The 14,616-nt window shown below is 72.8% G+C and carries 17 protein-coding genes; 15 read left to right on the top strand and 2 right to left on the bottom strand.

Annotated elements, in window-relative coordinates; translation table 11 throughout:
- The first annotated feature begins 22 nt into the window (after positions 1-22).
- The 15 genes from AB0J72_RS38520 (at position 23) to AB0J72_RS38450 (ending at position 11,996) form a co-directional block, all read left to right on the top strand.
- Positions 23-418, top strand: a complete 396-nt coding sequence (locus AB0J72_RS38520) for a roadblock/LC7 domain-containing protein (protein ID WP_360562741.1) — start codon at positions 23-25, stop codon at positions 416-418.
- Positions 415-990 carry an ATP/GTP-binding protein gene (locus tag AB0J72_RS38515; protein ID WP_363408149.1) on the top strand — a complete coding sequence of 192 codons (576 nt, stop codon included), beginning with the start codon at positions 415-417 and terminating at the stop codon, positions 988-990. The genes AB0J72_RS38520 and AB0J72_RS38515 overlap by 4 nt, the downstream gene beginning before the upstream one ends.
- A 142-nt stretch (positions 991-1,132) precedes the next feature.
- Positions 1,133-2,323 carry an ABC transporter substrate-binding protein gene (locus tag AB0J72_RS38510; protein ID WP_363408146.1) on the top strand — a complete coding sequence of 397 codons (1,191 nt, stop codon included), beginning with the start codon at positions 1,133-1,135 and terminating at the stop codon, positions 2,321-2,323.
- A gap of 5 nt (positions 2,324-2,328) precedes the next feature.
- Positions 2,329-3,204: a branched-chain amino acid ABC transporter permease gene (locus tag AB0J72_RS38505; RefSeq protein ID WP_363408143.1), complete on the top strand. Its 876-nt coding sequence runs from the start codon at positions 2,329-2,331 to the stop codon at positions 3,202-3,204.
- Positions 3,201-4,166: a branched-chain amino acid ABC transporter permease gene (locus AB0J72_RS38500; RefSeq protein ID WP_363408140.1), complete on the top strand. Its 966-nt coding sequence runs from the start codon at positions 3,201-3,203 to the stop codon at positions 4,164-4,166. Before AB0J72_RS38505 ends, AB0J72_RS38500 begins: the two co-directional genes overlap by 4 nt.
- On the top strand, positions 4,159-4,890 hold the full coding sequence (locus AB0J72_RS38495; RefSeq protein WP_363408137.1) for an ABC transporter ATP-binding protein: 732 nt from the start codon (positions 4,159-4,161) through the stop codon (positions 4,888-4,890). The genes AB0J72_RS38500 and AB0J72_RS38495 overlap by 8 nt, the downstream gene beginning before the upstream one ends.
- Complete coding sequence (locus tag AB0J72_RS38490; RefSeq protein ID WP_363408134.1) at positions 4,887-5,573, top strand: ATP-binding cassette domain-containing protein; 687 nt, start codon at positions 4,887-4,889, stop codon at positions 5,571-5,573. The genes AB0J72_RS38495 and AB0J72_RS38490 overlap by 4 nt, the downstream gene beginning before the upstream one ends.
- Before the next feature lie 37 nt (positions 5,574-5,610).
- A complete protein-coding gene (locus tag AB0J72_RS38485) occupies positions 5,611-6,819 on the top strand; it encodes a cytochrome P450 (RefSeq protein WP_363408131.1) in 1,209 nt (402 codons plus the stop codon).
- A gap of 57 nt (positions 6,820-6,876) precedes the next feature.
- Complete coding sequence (locus tag AB0J72_RS38480; RefSeq protein ID WP_363408128.1) at positions 6,877-7,617, top strand: GGDEF domain-containing protein; 741 nt, start codon at positions 6,877-6,879, stop codon at positions 7,615-7,617.
- Between the two features lie 64 nt (positions 7,618-7,681).
- Entirely contained in the window at positions 7,682-8,383 is a 702-nt protein-coding gene (locus AB0J72_RS38475) for an energy-coupling factor ABC transporter permease (protein ID WP_363408125.1), read from the top strand.
- The gene (locus AB0J72_RS38470; protein ID WP_363408123.1) at positions 8,380-8,739 is read left to right on the top strand and encodes a PDGLE domain-containing protein; all 360 of its coding nucleotides are present in this window, start codon (positions 8,380-8,382) and stop codon (positions 8,737-8,739) included. The genes AB0J72_RS38475 and AB0J72_RS38470 overlap by 4 nt, the downstream gene beginning before the upstream one ends.
- Position 8,740: 1 nt before the next feature.
- Positions 8,741-9,505 (top strand): cobalt ECF transporter T component CbiQ, encoded by a 765-nt coding sequence (gene cbiQ, locus AB0J72_RS38465; protein ID WP_363408120.1) that lies wholly within the window; start codon positions 8,741-8,743, stop codon positions 9,503-9,505.
- Positions 9,502-10,245 carry an energy-coupling factor ABC transporter ATP-binding protein gene (locus tag AB0J72_RS38460; protein WP_363408117.1) on the top strand — a complete coding sequence of 248 codons (744 nt, stop codon included), beginning with the start codon at positions 9,502-9,504 and terminating at the stop codon, positions 10,243-10,245. Before cbiQ ends, AB0J72_RS38460 begins: the two co-directional genes overlap by 4 nt.
- A 19-nt stretch (positions 10,246-10,264) precedes the next feature.
- Entirely contained in the window at positions 10,265-11,101 is an 837-nt protein-coding gene (locus AB0J72_RS38455; protein ID WP_363408114.1) for an AraC family transcriptional regulator, read from the top strand.
- A gap of 10 nt (positions 11,102-11,111) precedes the next feature.
- Positions 11,112-11,996: an EamA family transporter gene (locus tag AB0J72_RS38450; protein WP_363408111.1), complete on the top strand. Its 885-nt coding sequence runs from the start codon at positions 11,112-11,114 to the stop codon at positions 11,994-11,996.
- 796 nt (positions 11,997-12,792) lie between these two features.
- Here AB0J72_RS38450 and AB0J72_RS38445 read toward each other — a convergent pair.
- Positions 12,793-13,380 carry a PadR family transcriptional regulator gene (locus tag AB0J72_RS38445; protein WP_363408108.1) on the bottom strand — a complete coding sequence of 196 codons (588 nt, stop codon included), beginning with the start codon at positions 13,378-13,380 and terminating at the stop codon, positions 12,793-12,795.
- Positions 13,381-13,518: 138 nt separating this feature from the next.
- Positions 13,519-14,604, bottom strand: a complete 1,086-nt coding sequence (locus AB0J72_RS38440; RefSeq protein ID WP_363408105.1) for an S-(hydroxymethyl)mycothiol dehydrogenase — start codon at positions 14,602-14,604, stop codon at positions 13,519-13,521.
- Positions 14,605-14,616 lie beyond the last annotated feature (12 nt).

Raw genomic sequence — 14,616 nt, 5'->3', positions numbered from 1 at the left:
ACAGCAAGAGAGGACCACTTCTGTGACCGACCCGAGTAATCTCGGTTGGCTGCTGGACAACTTTGCGACCCGCACCCCCGATGTCAGCCACGCGCTGGCGATCTCCACCGACGGGCTGGTCCTGGCCCACACCCGCGCGCTGCCGCGCGACCGGGCCGACCAGCTGGCGGCCACCGGCAGTGGTCTCGTCGCGCTGCTCGCCGGCGCGGCGCGGTTCTTCGAGGCGGGCAGCGTCATCTCCAACGTGACCCAGCTCGACGGCGGCTTCATGTTCACCATGGCGTTCACCGACGGCGCGTCGCTGCTGGTGCTTGCCTCGCCGCACGCCGACGTCGGCAAGGTGTCCTACGAGATGACCGAGCTGGCCAACCGGATCGGTGACGCGCTGGCCCCGACGGTCCGCGGAGCGCCGGCATGACCGCTCCGGGACGCGGGCGGCCGACCGCTGTCAAGATCATCATTGCGGGCGGGTTCGGCGCCGGTAAGACGACCCTCGTCGGGGCCATCTCGGAGATCCCGCCGGTGACGACCGAGGCGGTGATGACCGCGGCCAGCCTCGGTCACGACGACTCGACGCTCGTGCCGGACAAGGGCAGCACCACCGTCGCCATGGACTTCGGCCGGATCACGCTGTACCAGGACCTCGTGCTCTACCTGTTCGGCACGCCCGGGCAGAAGCGGTTCTGGTTCATGTGGGACGAGCTGTGCCGCGGCGCGATCGGGGCCGTGGTCATCGCCGACACGCGGCGCCTCGCCGACTGCTTCGGCGCCATCGACTTCTTCGACAACCGGCGGCTGCCGTACGTCATCGCGGTGAACCACTTCGAGGGCGCCGCCCGCTACCACCTCGAGGACGTCCGCGACGCCCTCGCGGTCAGCCCGGGCGTGCCCATGATCAACGCCGATGTCCGCTCCCGCGCGTCGGCCAAGGAGATCCTGGTCGCCGTCACCGAGCACGCCCTGGCGCAGCGCACCGCCGCCCGCCGCTGACCCGACCGTGTCGGCGCCGACGACCGCGCCGACGCCAGGAACCGTGCCACCGAACAGAACCGCGTCACCGAACGAAACGTCCGCGACCCCACCGCGAACCCCTCCGCGAACCAACCGCGAACGCAGAACACATAGGAGAACCATGCAACGACGATCGCTGGTCAGTGCGGTGCTCGCCGCCGGTCTGCTGGTCGCAGCCGCCGGCTGCGCCGACGGCGACGCAGACACCAAGTCCGGCAGCGGCGCCGCCGCCTCCACCCTGAAGATCGGCTTCCTCGGTTCCCTCACGGGCACCTACCAGGCGGTCGGCACCGACCTGAAGAGCGGCTTCGAGCTGTACCTGTCGATGCACGACAACAAGCTCGGCGGCCACCCGATCGACCTGAAGATCGCCGACGAGGGCGACGGCGCTCCGACCGCGCTGCCCGCCGCGACGAAGCTCATCAAGGACGAGAAGGTCGTCGCGCTGACCGGCATCGTCGGCGGTGGCTCGGTCGCGGCCGTCGCGCCGCTGCTCGCCGAGGCGAAGATCCCGCTGATCGGCTCCAACGGCCGGCCGGAGCTCAAGGACCTCAGCGGCGTGTGGACGACCAGCTTCATGTCCACCGACGCGGGCCAGGCCATCGCGCAGTACATCAAGGACAAGGTCAACGGGCCGGTCTTCGCGATCGGGCCGGAGTACCAGGGCGGCTTCGACCAGGTCGGCGGCTTCACCACCGAGTTCACGAAGATCGGCGGCCAGCTGGTCAACGGCAAGGCGACGTGGACGCCGTTCCCGGCGACCACGAACTTCCTGCCGTACCTGTCGCAGATCAAGCAGAGCGGCGCCAAGGCCGTCTACACGTTCTACGCCGGCAAGGCCGCGATCGACTTCGTGAAGCAGTACGCGCAGTCCGACGCGAAGGACATCCCGCTGTACGCCGCGGGCTTCCTCACCGAGGGCTCGGTGCTGCAGGCGCAGGGCGACGCGGCGCGGAACATCCTCAACGTCTGCAACTACTCGCCGGACCTCGACAACGAGGAGAACCGCAAGTTCGTCGCCGCCTGGAAGCAGAAGCACCCGGACGCGACCCCGACCGAGTACGCGATGGCGTCCTACGACGCGGCCGCCGTCCTGGACCGCGCGATCGCCGCGGCCGGCGACAACCCGACCCCCGAGTCGATCAACGCCGCCGTGGCCAAGCTCGGCCAGATCGCGTCGCCGCGCGGCAACTGGCAGTTCGGCCCGAAGAACCACTCGCCGATCCAGAAGTGGTACCTGCGGCAGGTCCGCAACGACGGCCGGGCCCTCGCCAACGTCATGGTGCAGGACCTCGCGACGGTCGGTGCCTGACCGAGTTGGACGCGTATCTGATCCCGGCGGTCGACGGCGTGGCCTACGGCCTGCTGCTCTTCGTCGTCGCCGCCGGGCTCACCCTCGCCTTCGGCGTCGGTGACGTGCTCAACCTGGCGCACGGCACGCTGTTCGCCTTCGGCGCCTACGCGGCGGCGAAGGTCAGCGACGGGTCGTGGGCCTCGCTCGCGGCCGCGGTGCTCATCGGCGCCGTGGCCGCGGCGGCCGGCGGCGCCGTCCTGTCGGCGCTGCTCGTGCCGCTCGCCGGCCGGGGCCACCTGGCGCAGGCGCTGCTCACGTTCGGCGTCGCGCTCGTCGCCGGCGACCTGCTCGTCGGCCTGTTCGGCCCCGACGAGCTGCCGGTGCGGATCCCCGCGAGCCTCGACCGGGCGGTCACCATCGCCGGGCACTCGTACCCCGGCTACCGGCTCGCCTTCATCGGCGTCGCCGCGCTGATCGCGGTGGCGCTCTACGCCGTCGTCGCCCGCACCCGCGCCGGCAGCCTGGTCCGCGCCACCGTCGACGACCGCGACATGGTCGCCACGCTCGGCGTCAACCCGTTCATGGTGCGCACCGGCATCCTCGCCGCGGGCGGTGCCCTCGCCGGGCTCGCCGGCGCGCTCGGCGCTCCGATCATCGGCCCCGGGCCGCGCACCGCGGACCTGGTCCTCATGCTGTCCCTGGTCGTGGTGGTGCTCGGCGGCATGGGCTCGATCGGTGGCGCGTTCGTCGCCGCGATCGCGGTCGGCGAGATCCAGACCATCGGGGTGACCTCGGAGACGACCCGGGACTACGCCCCGTTCCTGCTCTTCGGCGCGATGGCCGTCGTGCTGTCCGCGCGGGCCCGTGGCCTGCTGTCAGCCGGACGGAGTGCCGCATGACCGCGCTCAAGCGCCCCGCGCTGCCGGCCCCGCTGCGGCGGCTGGCGCCGCTGGGGTTCCCGGCGCTGATCGCCGTGCTGCTGCCCCTCGCGTGGGTCCTCGACGACTACGCCACCAAGACCCTCACCCGGATCCTCGTCATCGGGCTGCTCGCCGTCAGCGTCGCGCTGCTCACCGGCGTCGCGGGCCTGCCGACGCTCGGGCAGACCGCGCCGTACCTCGTCGGGGCCTACACCGCCGCGACCCTGGTCCGGCACGACGTCGCGATCGGCGTCGTGCAGCTGCTCGCCGCGGCCGCGGCCGGGGCGCTGTTCGCGCTGGTCACCGCGCCGCTGGTGGTCTACGCGCGGGGCGTCGTCGTGCTCATGATCACCCTGGCGCTCGGCGAGCTCACCTCGACCGTCGCCGGACGGTGGAAGTCGGTCACGAACGGCACCGACGGCATGCTTGCGTTCGCCTCCCCGGCCCCGCTGCCGGGGCTGGTCACGCTGACCACCGACCGGGCCACGTACCTCTACGTCCTCACCGTCGTGGCGGTGCTGGTCGGCGCGGTGCTGCTGGTGCTGCGCTCGCCGGCCGGCGCGATGCTGCGGGCCGCCCGCGACGGCGAGCAGCGGATGCGGGCCAGCGGGCACCCCGTCGCCGGGTACCTCACCGTCGCCTACGTGGTCGCCGGTGCCCTCGCCGGCTCGGCGGGCGCGCTGCTGGTCACCGTCGAGCGTTACGTCTCGCCCGGCGACGGCGGCTTCGACGTCTCCGCGCTCGTCCTGCTCGCGGTCGTCATCGGCGGCGCCACCTCGCTCGTCGGCGCGCTGCTCGGCGCGGGCCTGGTGGTCGCCGCCCGCGACTGGGTCTCCGGGCCGCTGCCCGGCCACGCGCCGCTGGTGCTGGGCGGGCTGTTCATCATCTGCGTGTACCTCCTGCCACGGGGGTTGCTGGGGAAGCGGTCGGCGCATGACTGACGTGCTCGAGGTACAGGGGCTCGGTCGCCGGTACGGTGACCTCGCCGCCCTGGACGGTGTCGACCTGCGGATGGCGCCCGGCGACCGGGTCGGGCTGATCGGCCCGAACGGCGCCGGCAAGTCCACGCTGCTCAACCTGGTCGCCGGGTCGCTGCGGCCGACGGCGGGCCGCATCCGCCTCGACGGCCGCGACGTCACCCGCCTCGGCCCGGCCCGCCGGGCCCGGCTCGGCGTCGGCCGGACCCACCAGCACCCGGCCGTCTGGTCGAGCCTGCCGGCGCTGGACAACGTGCTCGTCGCCGCCCGCCGGCCGTGGGGACGGCTGCGTGCCGGTCGCCGCGCCAGGGCCCACGAGCACGCCCGGGACCTGCTCGCCGGTGTCGGGCTGACCGGCGTGGACCAGACCCTCGCGGGCGCGCTGTCGCACGGGCAGCGCCGGCAGCTGGAGCTGGCGATGGCCCTGGCGGGGGAGCCGCGCCTGCTGCTGCTCGACGAGCCCGCCGCGGGTCTCGCCCCGCCGGAGGTCGAGGTCCTCGCGTCGCTGCTGGCGTCGCTGCCGCTCACCGTCGCGATCCTGCTGGTCGAGCACCACCTGGACCTGGTCTACGGCTTCGCCGACCGGATCACGGTGCTGCACTCCGGCCGTCACGTGCACACCGGCACCGTCCCGGAGACCCGCTCGTCACCCGAGGTGGCGGCCGCCTACGCCGGAGTGGCCCCATGACGCTGACCATCGAGGGACTGCACGCCGGGTACGGCGGCGGCACCGTCCTGCACGGCGTCGACCTGACCGTGCCGGAGGGCACGGCCCTGGCGGTGCTCGGGATGAACGGCGCCGGCAAGACCACCCTCGTGCACACCATCGCCGGCCTGGTCAAGGCCCGCTCCGGCAGCGTCCGGCTGGGCGGCACCGAGCTGGCCCGGCGACCGGCGCACGCGATCGCCAGGGCGGGTGTCGCGCTGGTGCCGCAGGGGCGCCGGGTCTTCGCCAGCCTGACCGTCGCCGAGCACCTGACGCTGTCGCGCCGCAAGGGGGAGTGGACCCGGCAGCGCGTCCTGGACCTGCTGCCGCGACTCGGCGAGCGCCTCACCCACAAGGGCAACCAGCTCTCCGGCGGCGAGGCGCAGATGCTCGCGATCGCCCGGGCGCTGCTGACCCAGCCGCGGCTGCTGCTGCTCGACGAGCCGTGCGAGGGCCTCGCCGTCGACCTCGCCGCGCGGGTCCGGGCCGTCGTCGCCGAACTGACCCGCACCGGACTCACCGTCCTGCTGGTCGAGCAGCAGCCCGAGCATGCCCGGGCGGTCACCGGGCACCTCGTGCACCTGGAGAACGGCACGCTGAGCGCCGTCCCGGAAGGCGACCAGGGCGACACTCAAGGGGCGGCAGGAATTCCCATACTTCGATAGGTTGTCGGGCAGTCACTCTCCGGAGCAGGGAGCTGCCATGACGACACTGCCCTTCCCGCTGCCCGACGCGCCCACGCTGTACGCGCCGCTGCCGGCCCTGTCCGAGGTCCAGCGCGACGAGGCCCTCGGCGGCGTGGCGCGGATCGACACCCCCGACGGCGGGGTCGCCTACGTGGTGACCCGCTACGCCGACGTGCGCACCGTCCTCGTCGACCCGCGGTTCAGCCGCGCCGGGGCGGCGGCCTCCACCGCCTCCGCCGCCGACTTCGGGCTCGGCGCGCTCGCCACCGGCTCGATCGCCGGCATGGACCCGCCGGAGCACACCCGGCTGCGCAAGCTCGTCGCCCGCGCCTTCACCGCCCGCCGGGTCGAGCAGCTGCGGCCCGGCGCCGCCGGGATCGTCGACGAGCTCATCGACGCCATGCTGGAGCTGCCGCAGCCCGCCGACCTGGTCGAACACTTCTCCCTCGCGCTGCCGGTGCGGGTGATCTGCGAGATGCTCGGCGTGCCCGCCGGCGACCGGGCGAAGTTCCACGGCTGGTCCGACACGCTGCTCGGCGGGCCCGGCTCCGACCCGCGGGTCATGGGCGCCGCGCTGCGGGCGATGGGGGAGTACTTCGCCGGCCTGATCGCGCTCAAGCGGGCCAGCCCGCAGGACGACCTGATGACGGCGCTGATCGCGGCCCGCGACGAGCAGGACAAGCTCTCCGAGGAGGAGCTGGTCCGGCTCAGCCTCGGCATCCTCATCGGCGGGCACGAGACGACCGCCAACCAGATCACCATGATCCTGCTGACCCTGCGGCACCACCCCGAGCAGGACGCCCGGCTGCGCGCCGACCCGTCGCTGATCCCGGGCGCGGTGGAGGAGCTGATGCGCTTCGTCCAGCTCGGCGACGGCGCCACCTCGCTGCCCCGCGTCGCCACCGAGGACGTCGAGCTCGGCGGCGTGACGATCCCGAAGGGGGCGGTCGTGCTGCCCGCGCTCGCCGTCGCGAACCGGGATCCCGAGGTGTACGACGAGCCCGACGGCCTCGACGTGACCCGCGCGGAGCTGTCGCACCTGTCGTTCGGCGCCGGCGTGCACCACTGCCTCGGCGCGCAGCTGGCCCGCATGGAGCTGCAGGAGGCGCTGCGCGGACTGTTCACGCGGATGCCCGCGGTCCGGGTGGCCGTGCCCGACGAGGAGCTGCGCTTCAAGCAGGGCATGATCGTGCGCAGCGTCGAGACGCTGCCGGTGACCTGGTAACACCTGCCGGCGCCGCACCGGCGTCTACATCCTCATCAAGGGCCGGGTCTCCCGTCGATGCGGTCGCTGTCGGAGGTCGCCCCCGACCGGGCCGAACGCTTCCACAAGCAGCGCATCGGGGTGCTCGCCACCACGTCGCTGCTGGCCCCGGCGATGCTCGTGTACGACGGGGTCACCGACCCCTCGAACGTCGACTGGAAGGCGATCAGCGCCGGCTCGGTCGTGCTGTTCCTGCTGGTCGTGGCGAGGATGTCCGGCCTGGTGGCGCAGGTGCGCGACCAGGCGGCGCAGCTGGAGGCCCTCGCCCACAACGACGGCCTGACCGGGGTGCCCAACCGCCGCGCCTGGGACCTGGAGCCGCGGCGGGAGATGACGAAGGCCCGCCGCAGCGGCGCCGACGTCTGCGTGGCGCTGCTGGACCTCGACCACTTCAAGCGCTTCAACGACACCTTCGGCCACCAGGCCGGCGACCGGCTGCTGAAGGAGGCGTCGGCCGCGTGGCGGTCGCTGCTGCGCCCCGGCGACACCCTGGCCCGCTACGGCGGCGAGGAGTTCGGCGTGCTCCTCGTCGGCGCCGCCCCGCCGGAGGCGGCACGGATCCTGGACCGGCTGCGCGAGGTGACCCCGCACGGCCAGTCGTTCTCCGCCGGGCTGGTCCGGCGGGACGGCGTGGAGGCCGCCGACGAGGTCGTCGGGCGCGCCGACGAGGCCCTCTACCAGGCGAAACACAACGGCAGGAACCGCGTTCACCTGGTGGACGCCACCCCGACGAGCAGGAACACCAGGATCCTCGCCTGAGGTTCGTGCGCGCCTTGTTGCAAACTCTTGGCAACAACGTGGCGTCGGCAATAGGCTGCATGGCATGCCTGCGGTAGCCATGCACATCTCCAACGGGATCATCGACAACCAGATCGCGGTGCTGTTCGCCGGTGTCGCCCTCGCCGGGCTCGCCCTGTGCTTCATCCAGGGCCGGCGCGAGCTCGACGACCGGCTCGTGCCCATGGCGGGCCTGGTCGCGGCGTTCATCTTCGCCGTGCAGATGCTCAACTTCCAGGTGCTGCCCGGGGTCAGCGGCCACCTGCTCGGCGGCACCCTCGCCGCGATCCTCGTCGGGCCCTACCTCGGCGCGATCTGCGTCACGATCGTCCTCGTCGTGCAGGCGCTGATCTTCAGCGACGGCGGCGTCACCGCCCTCGGGCTCAACATCACCAACATGGCGCTGCTCGGCACCGCCGCCGGCTACCTGGTCGTCGCCACCCTGCTGCGGGTGCTGCCCCGGCGCACCTGGACGCTGACCGCGACCGCCGTGATCGCCAGCGTCGTGTCGGTGACGGTCGCCGCGCAGGGCTTCGTCCTCCAGTACGCCCTCGGCGGCGCCACCGACATCGGGAAGTCCCTCGGCGCGGTCGCCGCCGCCATGGCCGGCACGCACCTGCTGATCGGGCTCGGCGAGGGCGTCATCACGGCGCTCACCGTCACGTACGTGGCGAAGGTCCGCCCCGACCTCGTCTACGCCGTCCGCAACCGCCGGCGCCCCGTCGTCAGCGAGGCGGTGACGGTATGAAGAAGTCGACCTGGTTCATCCTCAGCGGCCTGATCGCCGCGCTGCTGCTCGCGGGCGTGGTCAGCAACTACGCCTCCGGCCACCCCGACGGCCTCGACTCCGTCGCCCGGGAGGGCTGCACCTTCGACGCCGACGACCACATCACCGGCGGCACCTGCATGGCGCAGTCGGAGACGGACAACGCCACCAAGGACAGCCCCCTCGCCGGGTACGGGCTGCGCGGCATCGGCAACGACTTCCTCTCCACCGGACTGTCCGGGGTGATCGGGGTCGTCGCCACGTTCGCGATCGGCGGTGGCGTCTTCTGGCTGCTGCGCGCCGGTCGTTCCTCGCGCTCCTCGCATCAGGCGGGCTGACATGGGAGCCGGGCACAGCCACGCGCTGTTCGTGGACCGGCGCTCGCCGGTACACGACCTGGCGCCCGAGGTGAAGATCGCCGCCAGCGTCCTGTTCACCGTCGCCGTCGTCGCGACGCCGCGCGAGGCGCTGTGGGCGTTCGGCGGCTACCTCGCCGTCATCGTGGCGGTCGCGTTCACCGCCCGGATCGGCCTGCGCTGGCTCGCCCTGCGCTCCCTCATCGAGCTGCCGTTCATCCTGTTCGCGTTCGCGCTGCCGTTCCTCGGCCACGGCGAGCGGGTGCACTGGCTCGGCATGAGCCTGTCCGTCGAAGGGCTCTACGGCATGTGGAACATCATCGCCAAGGGCACCCTCGGCGTCCTGTCGTCGCTGCTGCTCGCCGGCACCACCACCCCACGCGACCTGCTGCTCGGCCTCGACCGGCTGCGCTGCCCGGCGATGATCACCGTCATCGCCACGTTCATGCTGCGCTACCTCGACGTCCTCGCCGGCGAGGGCCGCCGGATGCGGGTCGCGCAGCGCTCCCGCGGCTACGACCCGCGCTTCCTGTGGCAGATCAAGGGCTTCGCCACCGGCATCGGCGCGCTGTTCCTGCGCGCCTTCGAGCGCGGCGAACGCGTCTACCTGGCGATGATCTCCCGCGGCTACGAGGGGCGCATCCCCCTGGCCCTCGCCGGCGACGGCGCGACCGCCCGGCAGTGGGCCGCGGCCGCCACGGTGCCCGTCGTCGCCGGCGCGATCGCGACGGTAGCGTTGCTCGGGTGACGCCATCCCTGCGGGTGACCGACCTGCACTTCGCATACCCCGACGGGCACGTGGCGCTGCGCGGCGTCGACCTCACCGTCCCGCAGGGGGAGCGGGTCGCCCTGCTGGGCCCCAACGGCGCCGGCAAGACCACGTTCGTGCTGCACCTCAACGGCATCCACACGGCGACCGCGGGCGGCGTCGAGGTCGGCGGCCTGGCCGTCGAGCCGCGCGACCGGGCCGGGCTGAAGGAGGTCCGCCGCCGCGTCGGGATCGTCTTCCAGGACCCCGACGACCAGCTCTTCATGCCGACCGTCGCCGAGGACGTCGCCTTCGGCCCGGCCAACCTCGGCCTGCGCGGCGCCGAGCTGGCCGCGCGCGTCGACGAGGCCCTCGACGCGGTCGGGATGGCCTTCGCCCGCGACCGCGCCCCGCACCACCTGTCCTTCGGGCAGCGCCGCCGGGTCGCCGTCGCCACCGTCCTCGCGATGCGGCCGGAGATCCTCGTGCTCGACGAGCCGTCGTCCAACCTCGACCCCGCGTCGCGCCGGGAGCTGGCCGCCATCCTCCGGTCGCTGCCGGTCACGCTGCTGATGGTGACCCACGACCTGCCGTACGCCCTGGAGCTCTGCCCCCGCTCCGTCATCCTCGACGACGGCCGGATCGCCGCCGACGGCCCGACCCGGGAGCTGCTCGCCGACGCCGAGCTGCTCGAACGGCACCGGCTGGAGCTGCCGTTCGGCTACACGGTGAGCGCATGACCTCTTTCTCGGCTTTCGCATGACCGACTCGGCCCGCTGGACCCGGGTGGACGACGGCCGGTTCCAGGTGGACCTGCTCACCGCCGACTACCGGCGGCACGCGTTCACCCGGCACAGCCACTCGACCTTCGCCATCGGCGTCGTGGTCTGCGGCGCCGAACAGTTCCACTACCGGGGCGCGTTGCACCGGGCGGGCGTCGGCAGCCTGGCGATCCTGGAGCCCGGCGAGCCGCACGACGGCCAGGCCGCCGACCCGTCCGGCTGGGCCTACCGGGTCTTCTACCCGCCCGCCGACCTGCTCTTCGAGGGCTTCGCGGGGCCGTCCCACTTCGCCGAGGCGGTGGTCCACGACCCGCACACCGTGCACCTGATCCGCTCGGCCCACGAGGCGCTGACCTCCGGTACCGACACCTTCGCCGCCCACTCGAAGCTCACCTGGGCCCTCGCGGCGGTGGTCGACCGGCACGGCTCGCGAGCTCCATCCGGCACGTCGGCCCTGTCCGTCCGGGACGCCGCGGCGGTTCAGAAGGTCACCGAGATCCGCGACCGGCTCCTGGCGGACCTCCGCTGCGCCCCCAACCTCCGCGAGCTTGCCGACGGCGTCGAACTGTCCCCGTTCCACATGCTGCGCGTCTTCCGCGCCGCGACCGGCTTCCCGCCGCACGCCTGGCTCGTCCTCGAACGCGTCTGCCGCGCCCGCCACCTCCTCGCCGCCGGCCTCACCCCCGCCGAGGTCGCCGGCGCCGTCGGCTTCGCCGACCAGGCCCACCTCACCCGGTGGTTCAAGCGCGTGACGGGCGTCACCCCGGCCGCGTTCCGCAACTCCGTTCAAGACCCCGTGCGCACCGTCGCGTGATGCTGTCGGCATGAGTCGTCGTGGCTGGTTGCTCTTCATCGCCATGTCCGTCGTGTGGGGCGTCCCGTACCTGCTGATCAAGGTCGCGGTCCGCGACATCGGCCCCGCCGAGCTGGTCTTCGTCCGCACCGCCCTCGGCGCGCTCCTGCTGCTGCCGATCGCCCTGTACCGCAAGGAGGTCCGGGCCTCGCTGCGCCCGTGGCTGCCGCTGCTCGCCTACACCGTCGTCGAGATCGGCATCCCCTGGCTGCTGCTGTCCCACGCCGAACAGAAGGTCGACAGCGCCTTCACCGGCCTGGTCATCGCCGGTGTACCCCTCGCGGCCGCCCTCATCGCCCGCGAACGCCTCTCCGGCACCCGCATCGCCGGCCTGGTCACCGGCCTCGCCGGCGTCGGCCTGCTGGTCGGCTTCCACGGCACCGCCGGCGGCCCCGTCCCGCTCCTGGAGCTCCTCGGCGTCGTGATCTGCTACGCGTCCGGCCCGCTGATCATCGAACGCTGGCTCTCCGACGTGCCCCGCTACGGCGTGTCCGCGGTGTCCCTGGCCGCCGGCGCGCTGCTCTTCGCCCCGTTCGTCGCCCCCGGCCTGCCGTCCCTGGCCCGCACGGTGACCCTCCGCCCCGCCCTCGCCGCCGTCACCCTGGCCGTCGTGTGCACCGCGCTCGCGTTCGTGCTGTTCTTCGCCCTCGTCGCCGAGGTCGGCGGCGTCCGCGCCACGGTGATCACCTTCGTCAACCCCGCCGTAGCCGTCATCCTCGGCGCCGTCGTCCTGCACGAGAAGATCACCCCACTGACCGTCGGCGCCTTCGTGCTGATTCTCGCCGGCTCGTTTCTCGCCACCCGCAAAAAGATCTCGGAGAAACCTGCCGAGAAGCGCGAACCGGCCGCGGTCTGACCCACACCCGGCCGCCATGTCAGGCACTCGGGGCAGCGTAGACTACAGAGGGTCACGCCCCCGTGGATCGATTCTTCCGGCAGAAGATCGATTTCTGCAGCGGGGGTATCGTGCTTGATGAACGGCCCGGCAGCACCCGAGCTGCTCACCTGATCCACCGCAAGAGATGCCATGCCCACCGCCGACTCCCGCGTGCTTCAGGGATGACGTGCGGCTCCCGAGAGCTCCGGGTGACGTGCTGCCCCCACGAGCCCTGCGGGTGACGTGCGGCTCCCGCGAGCTTCAGGGGGATGACGCGCTCGCCGTCAGCTCCCGCGGACTCGATGCGGCCCTCGTGTCACCTGCTGCGCAGACACCACGTGTCGCCCGTCACGGTCACGTGTCGCCCGCCGTGCAGACCCGGGAGACCTTCTGCTGCCGCCGGGGGTCGAGACGCGGCCATCCCGGGCCGAGACGTGGTGGTCCTGCCGTTCGGGCAGGGGTGTGGCGATTCCGGGCCGAGACGTGGCGGTCCTGCCGCCTGGGCGGAGGTGTGGCGGTCCCGGGTCGAGACGCGGCGAACCGGGGCTGAAGACGAGACGTGGCGACCCCCGTGCCGGGGTGTGGCGACCCCCGCCCGTCGTAGACGTGGCGGTGCCGGGCGGAGGTGTGGCGGTGCCGGGCGGAGGTGTGGCGGTGCCGGGCGGAGGTGTGGCGGCCCCGGCTTAGAACGACGTGGCGGTCCAGGGTGGAGATGCGGCGATCCACCCGCCCGGTCGGCGGGTGGATCGCTGGTGGATGGTCCGGCGCGCCGGCATCAGTCGGCGAGGATGGCGTACAGCTTGCGGCGCGTCTCGGTCAGGACCTCGAGGGCCTGGGTGCGCTGCTCGGCGGTGCCGTTGAAGCCGACCTGCCGCAGGGCGTCCATGATGCCGACCGCGGCGTCGCGGAACTCCTGCGCCTGGGAGACGTTCTCGTCGCCGTACTCCTGCCAGGGCGCGTTCTGTGCGGCGGCCTCGGCCTCGGGGCGGCCGGTGTCGGTCAGGACGAAGCGCTTGCGTCCGCCCTGCTCCTCGGCCGTGATGAGGCCCTCGTCCTCGAGCAGCTGCAGCGTCGGGTAGATCGAGCCGGGGCTCGGCCGCCAGATGCCGCCGGTACGGCTCTCCAGCTCCTGGATCATCTCGTAGCCGTGCATGGGGCGCTCGTGCAGCAGCGCCAGGACGGCGAGGCGCACGTTGGGGCGGCCGCCCCGGCCTGTGCCCTTGCCGCCCCAGCCGCCGCGTCCCGCGCCCCGGCCGTGCCCGTGGCCCCAGCCGCGTCCGCCCGGGCCGCCCGGTCCACCGGGAGGGAAGGGCGGGATGAAGCCGCCGAAGCCACGGTGCCAGGCACCCGCGTCGAAGAGCATTGCTCCGTGTCGTGATCGCATGATCGTTTCCAATCGTCGAACGGTCGCCGACCTGTTGTCGACTGTCGTTGATAGTTCGACGATATATCGGGAACCTATCGGCAACAAGGGCGCGACCGATACGTCCCGAAAAGAGCGTTACAGCACGATCACCGTCCGCAGGACCGTGCCCGCCTCCATCTCGTGGAATGCCGCCTCCACGTCCGACAGGCCGCCGGTGGCGCTGACGAACTTGTCGAGGGGGAGCCGCCCCTGCAGGTACAGGTCGACGAGCATCGGGAAGTCCCGCGACGGCAGGCAGTCGCCGTACCAGCTGGACTTCAGCGCGCCGCCCCGGCCGAAGACCTCCAGGAACGGCAGGGTCAGCTGCATGTCGGGGCGCGGCACGCCGACGAGCACCACCGTGCCGGCCAGGTCCCGGGCGTTGAAGGCCTGCTCGTACACCTGCGGCGACCCCACCGCCTCGATGACGACGTCCGCGCCGAACCCGCCGGTCAGCGCCCGCACCGCCTCGACCGGGTCCGTCTCGCGCGAGTTGACGACGTGCGTCGCCCCGAACTCCTGCGCCCACGCGAGCTTGCGCACGTCCACGTCGATGCCGATGATCGTGCGCGCGCCGGCGAGGACCGCGCCGACGATCGCCGCGTCGCCGACGCCGCCGCAGCCGAACACCGCGACCGAGTCGCCGCGGCCCACGTTGCCGGTGTTGATCGCGGCGCCGATGCCGGCCATCACGCCGCAGCCGAGCAGCCCGGCGACGCTCGCCGACGCGCGAGGGTCGACCTTCGTGCACTGACCGGCGGCGACCAGGGTGTACTTGAGGAACGCGCCGATCCCGAGCGCCGGCGACAGCGGGGTGCCGTCGGCGAGGGTCATCTTCTGTTTCGCGTTGTGGGTGTTGAAGCAGTACCAGGGACGCCCCCGCAGGCACGCCCGGCACTGCCCGCAGACGGCCCGCCAGTTGAGCACGACGAAGTCGCCGGGCGCGACGTCGGTGACGTCCGGGCCGACGGCGGAGACGATCCCGGCGGCCTCATGGCCGAGCAGGTATGGGAAGTCGTCGCCGATACCGCCCTCGCGGTAGTGCAGGTCGGTGTGGCAGACGCCGCACGCCTGCACCTCCACCACCGCCTCGCCGGGGCCTGGGTCGGGGACGATGACGGTCTCGAGGCTGACGGGCCGTCCCTTGCCGAGGGCGACGACGCCCTGTGTTTCGATAGGCATACCTCCCGTCCT

Origin of the sequence: Dactylosporangium sp. NPDC049742, from assembly GCF_040674675.1 — a bacterium.
GTDB classification, from domain to species: domain Bacteria; phylum Actinomycetota; class Actinomycetes; order Mycobacteriales; family Micromonosporaceae; genus Dactylosporangium; species Dactylosporangium maewongense.
The sequence above is the reverse complement of the archived record's forward strand: the minus strand, read 5'-3'. Positions and strand labels throughout refer to the sequence as shown.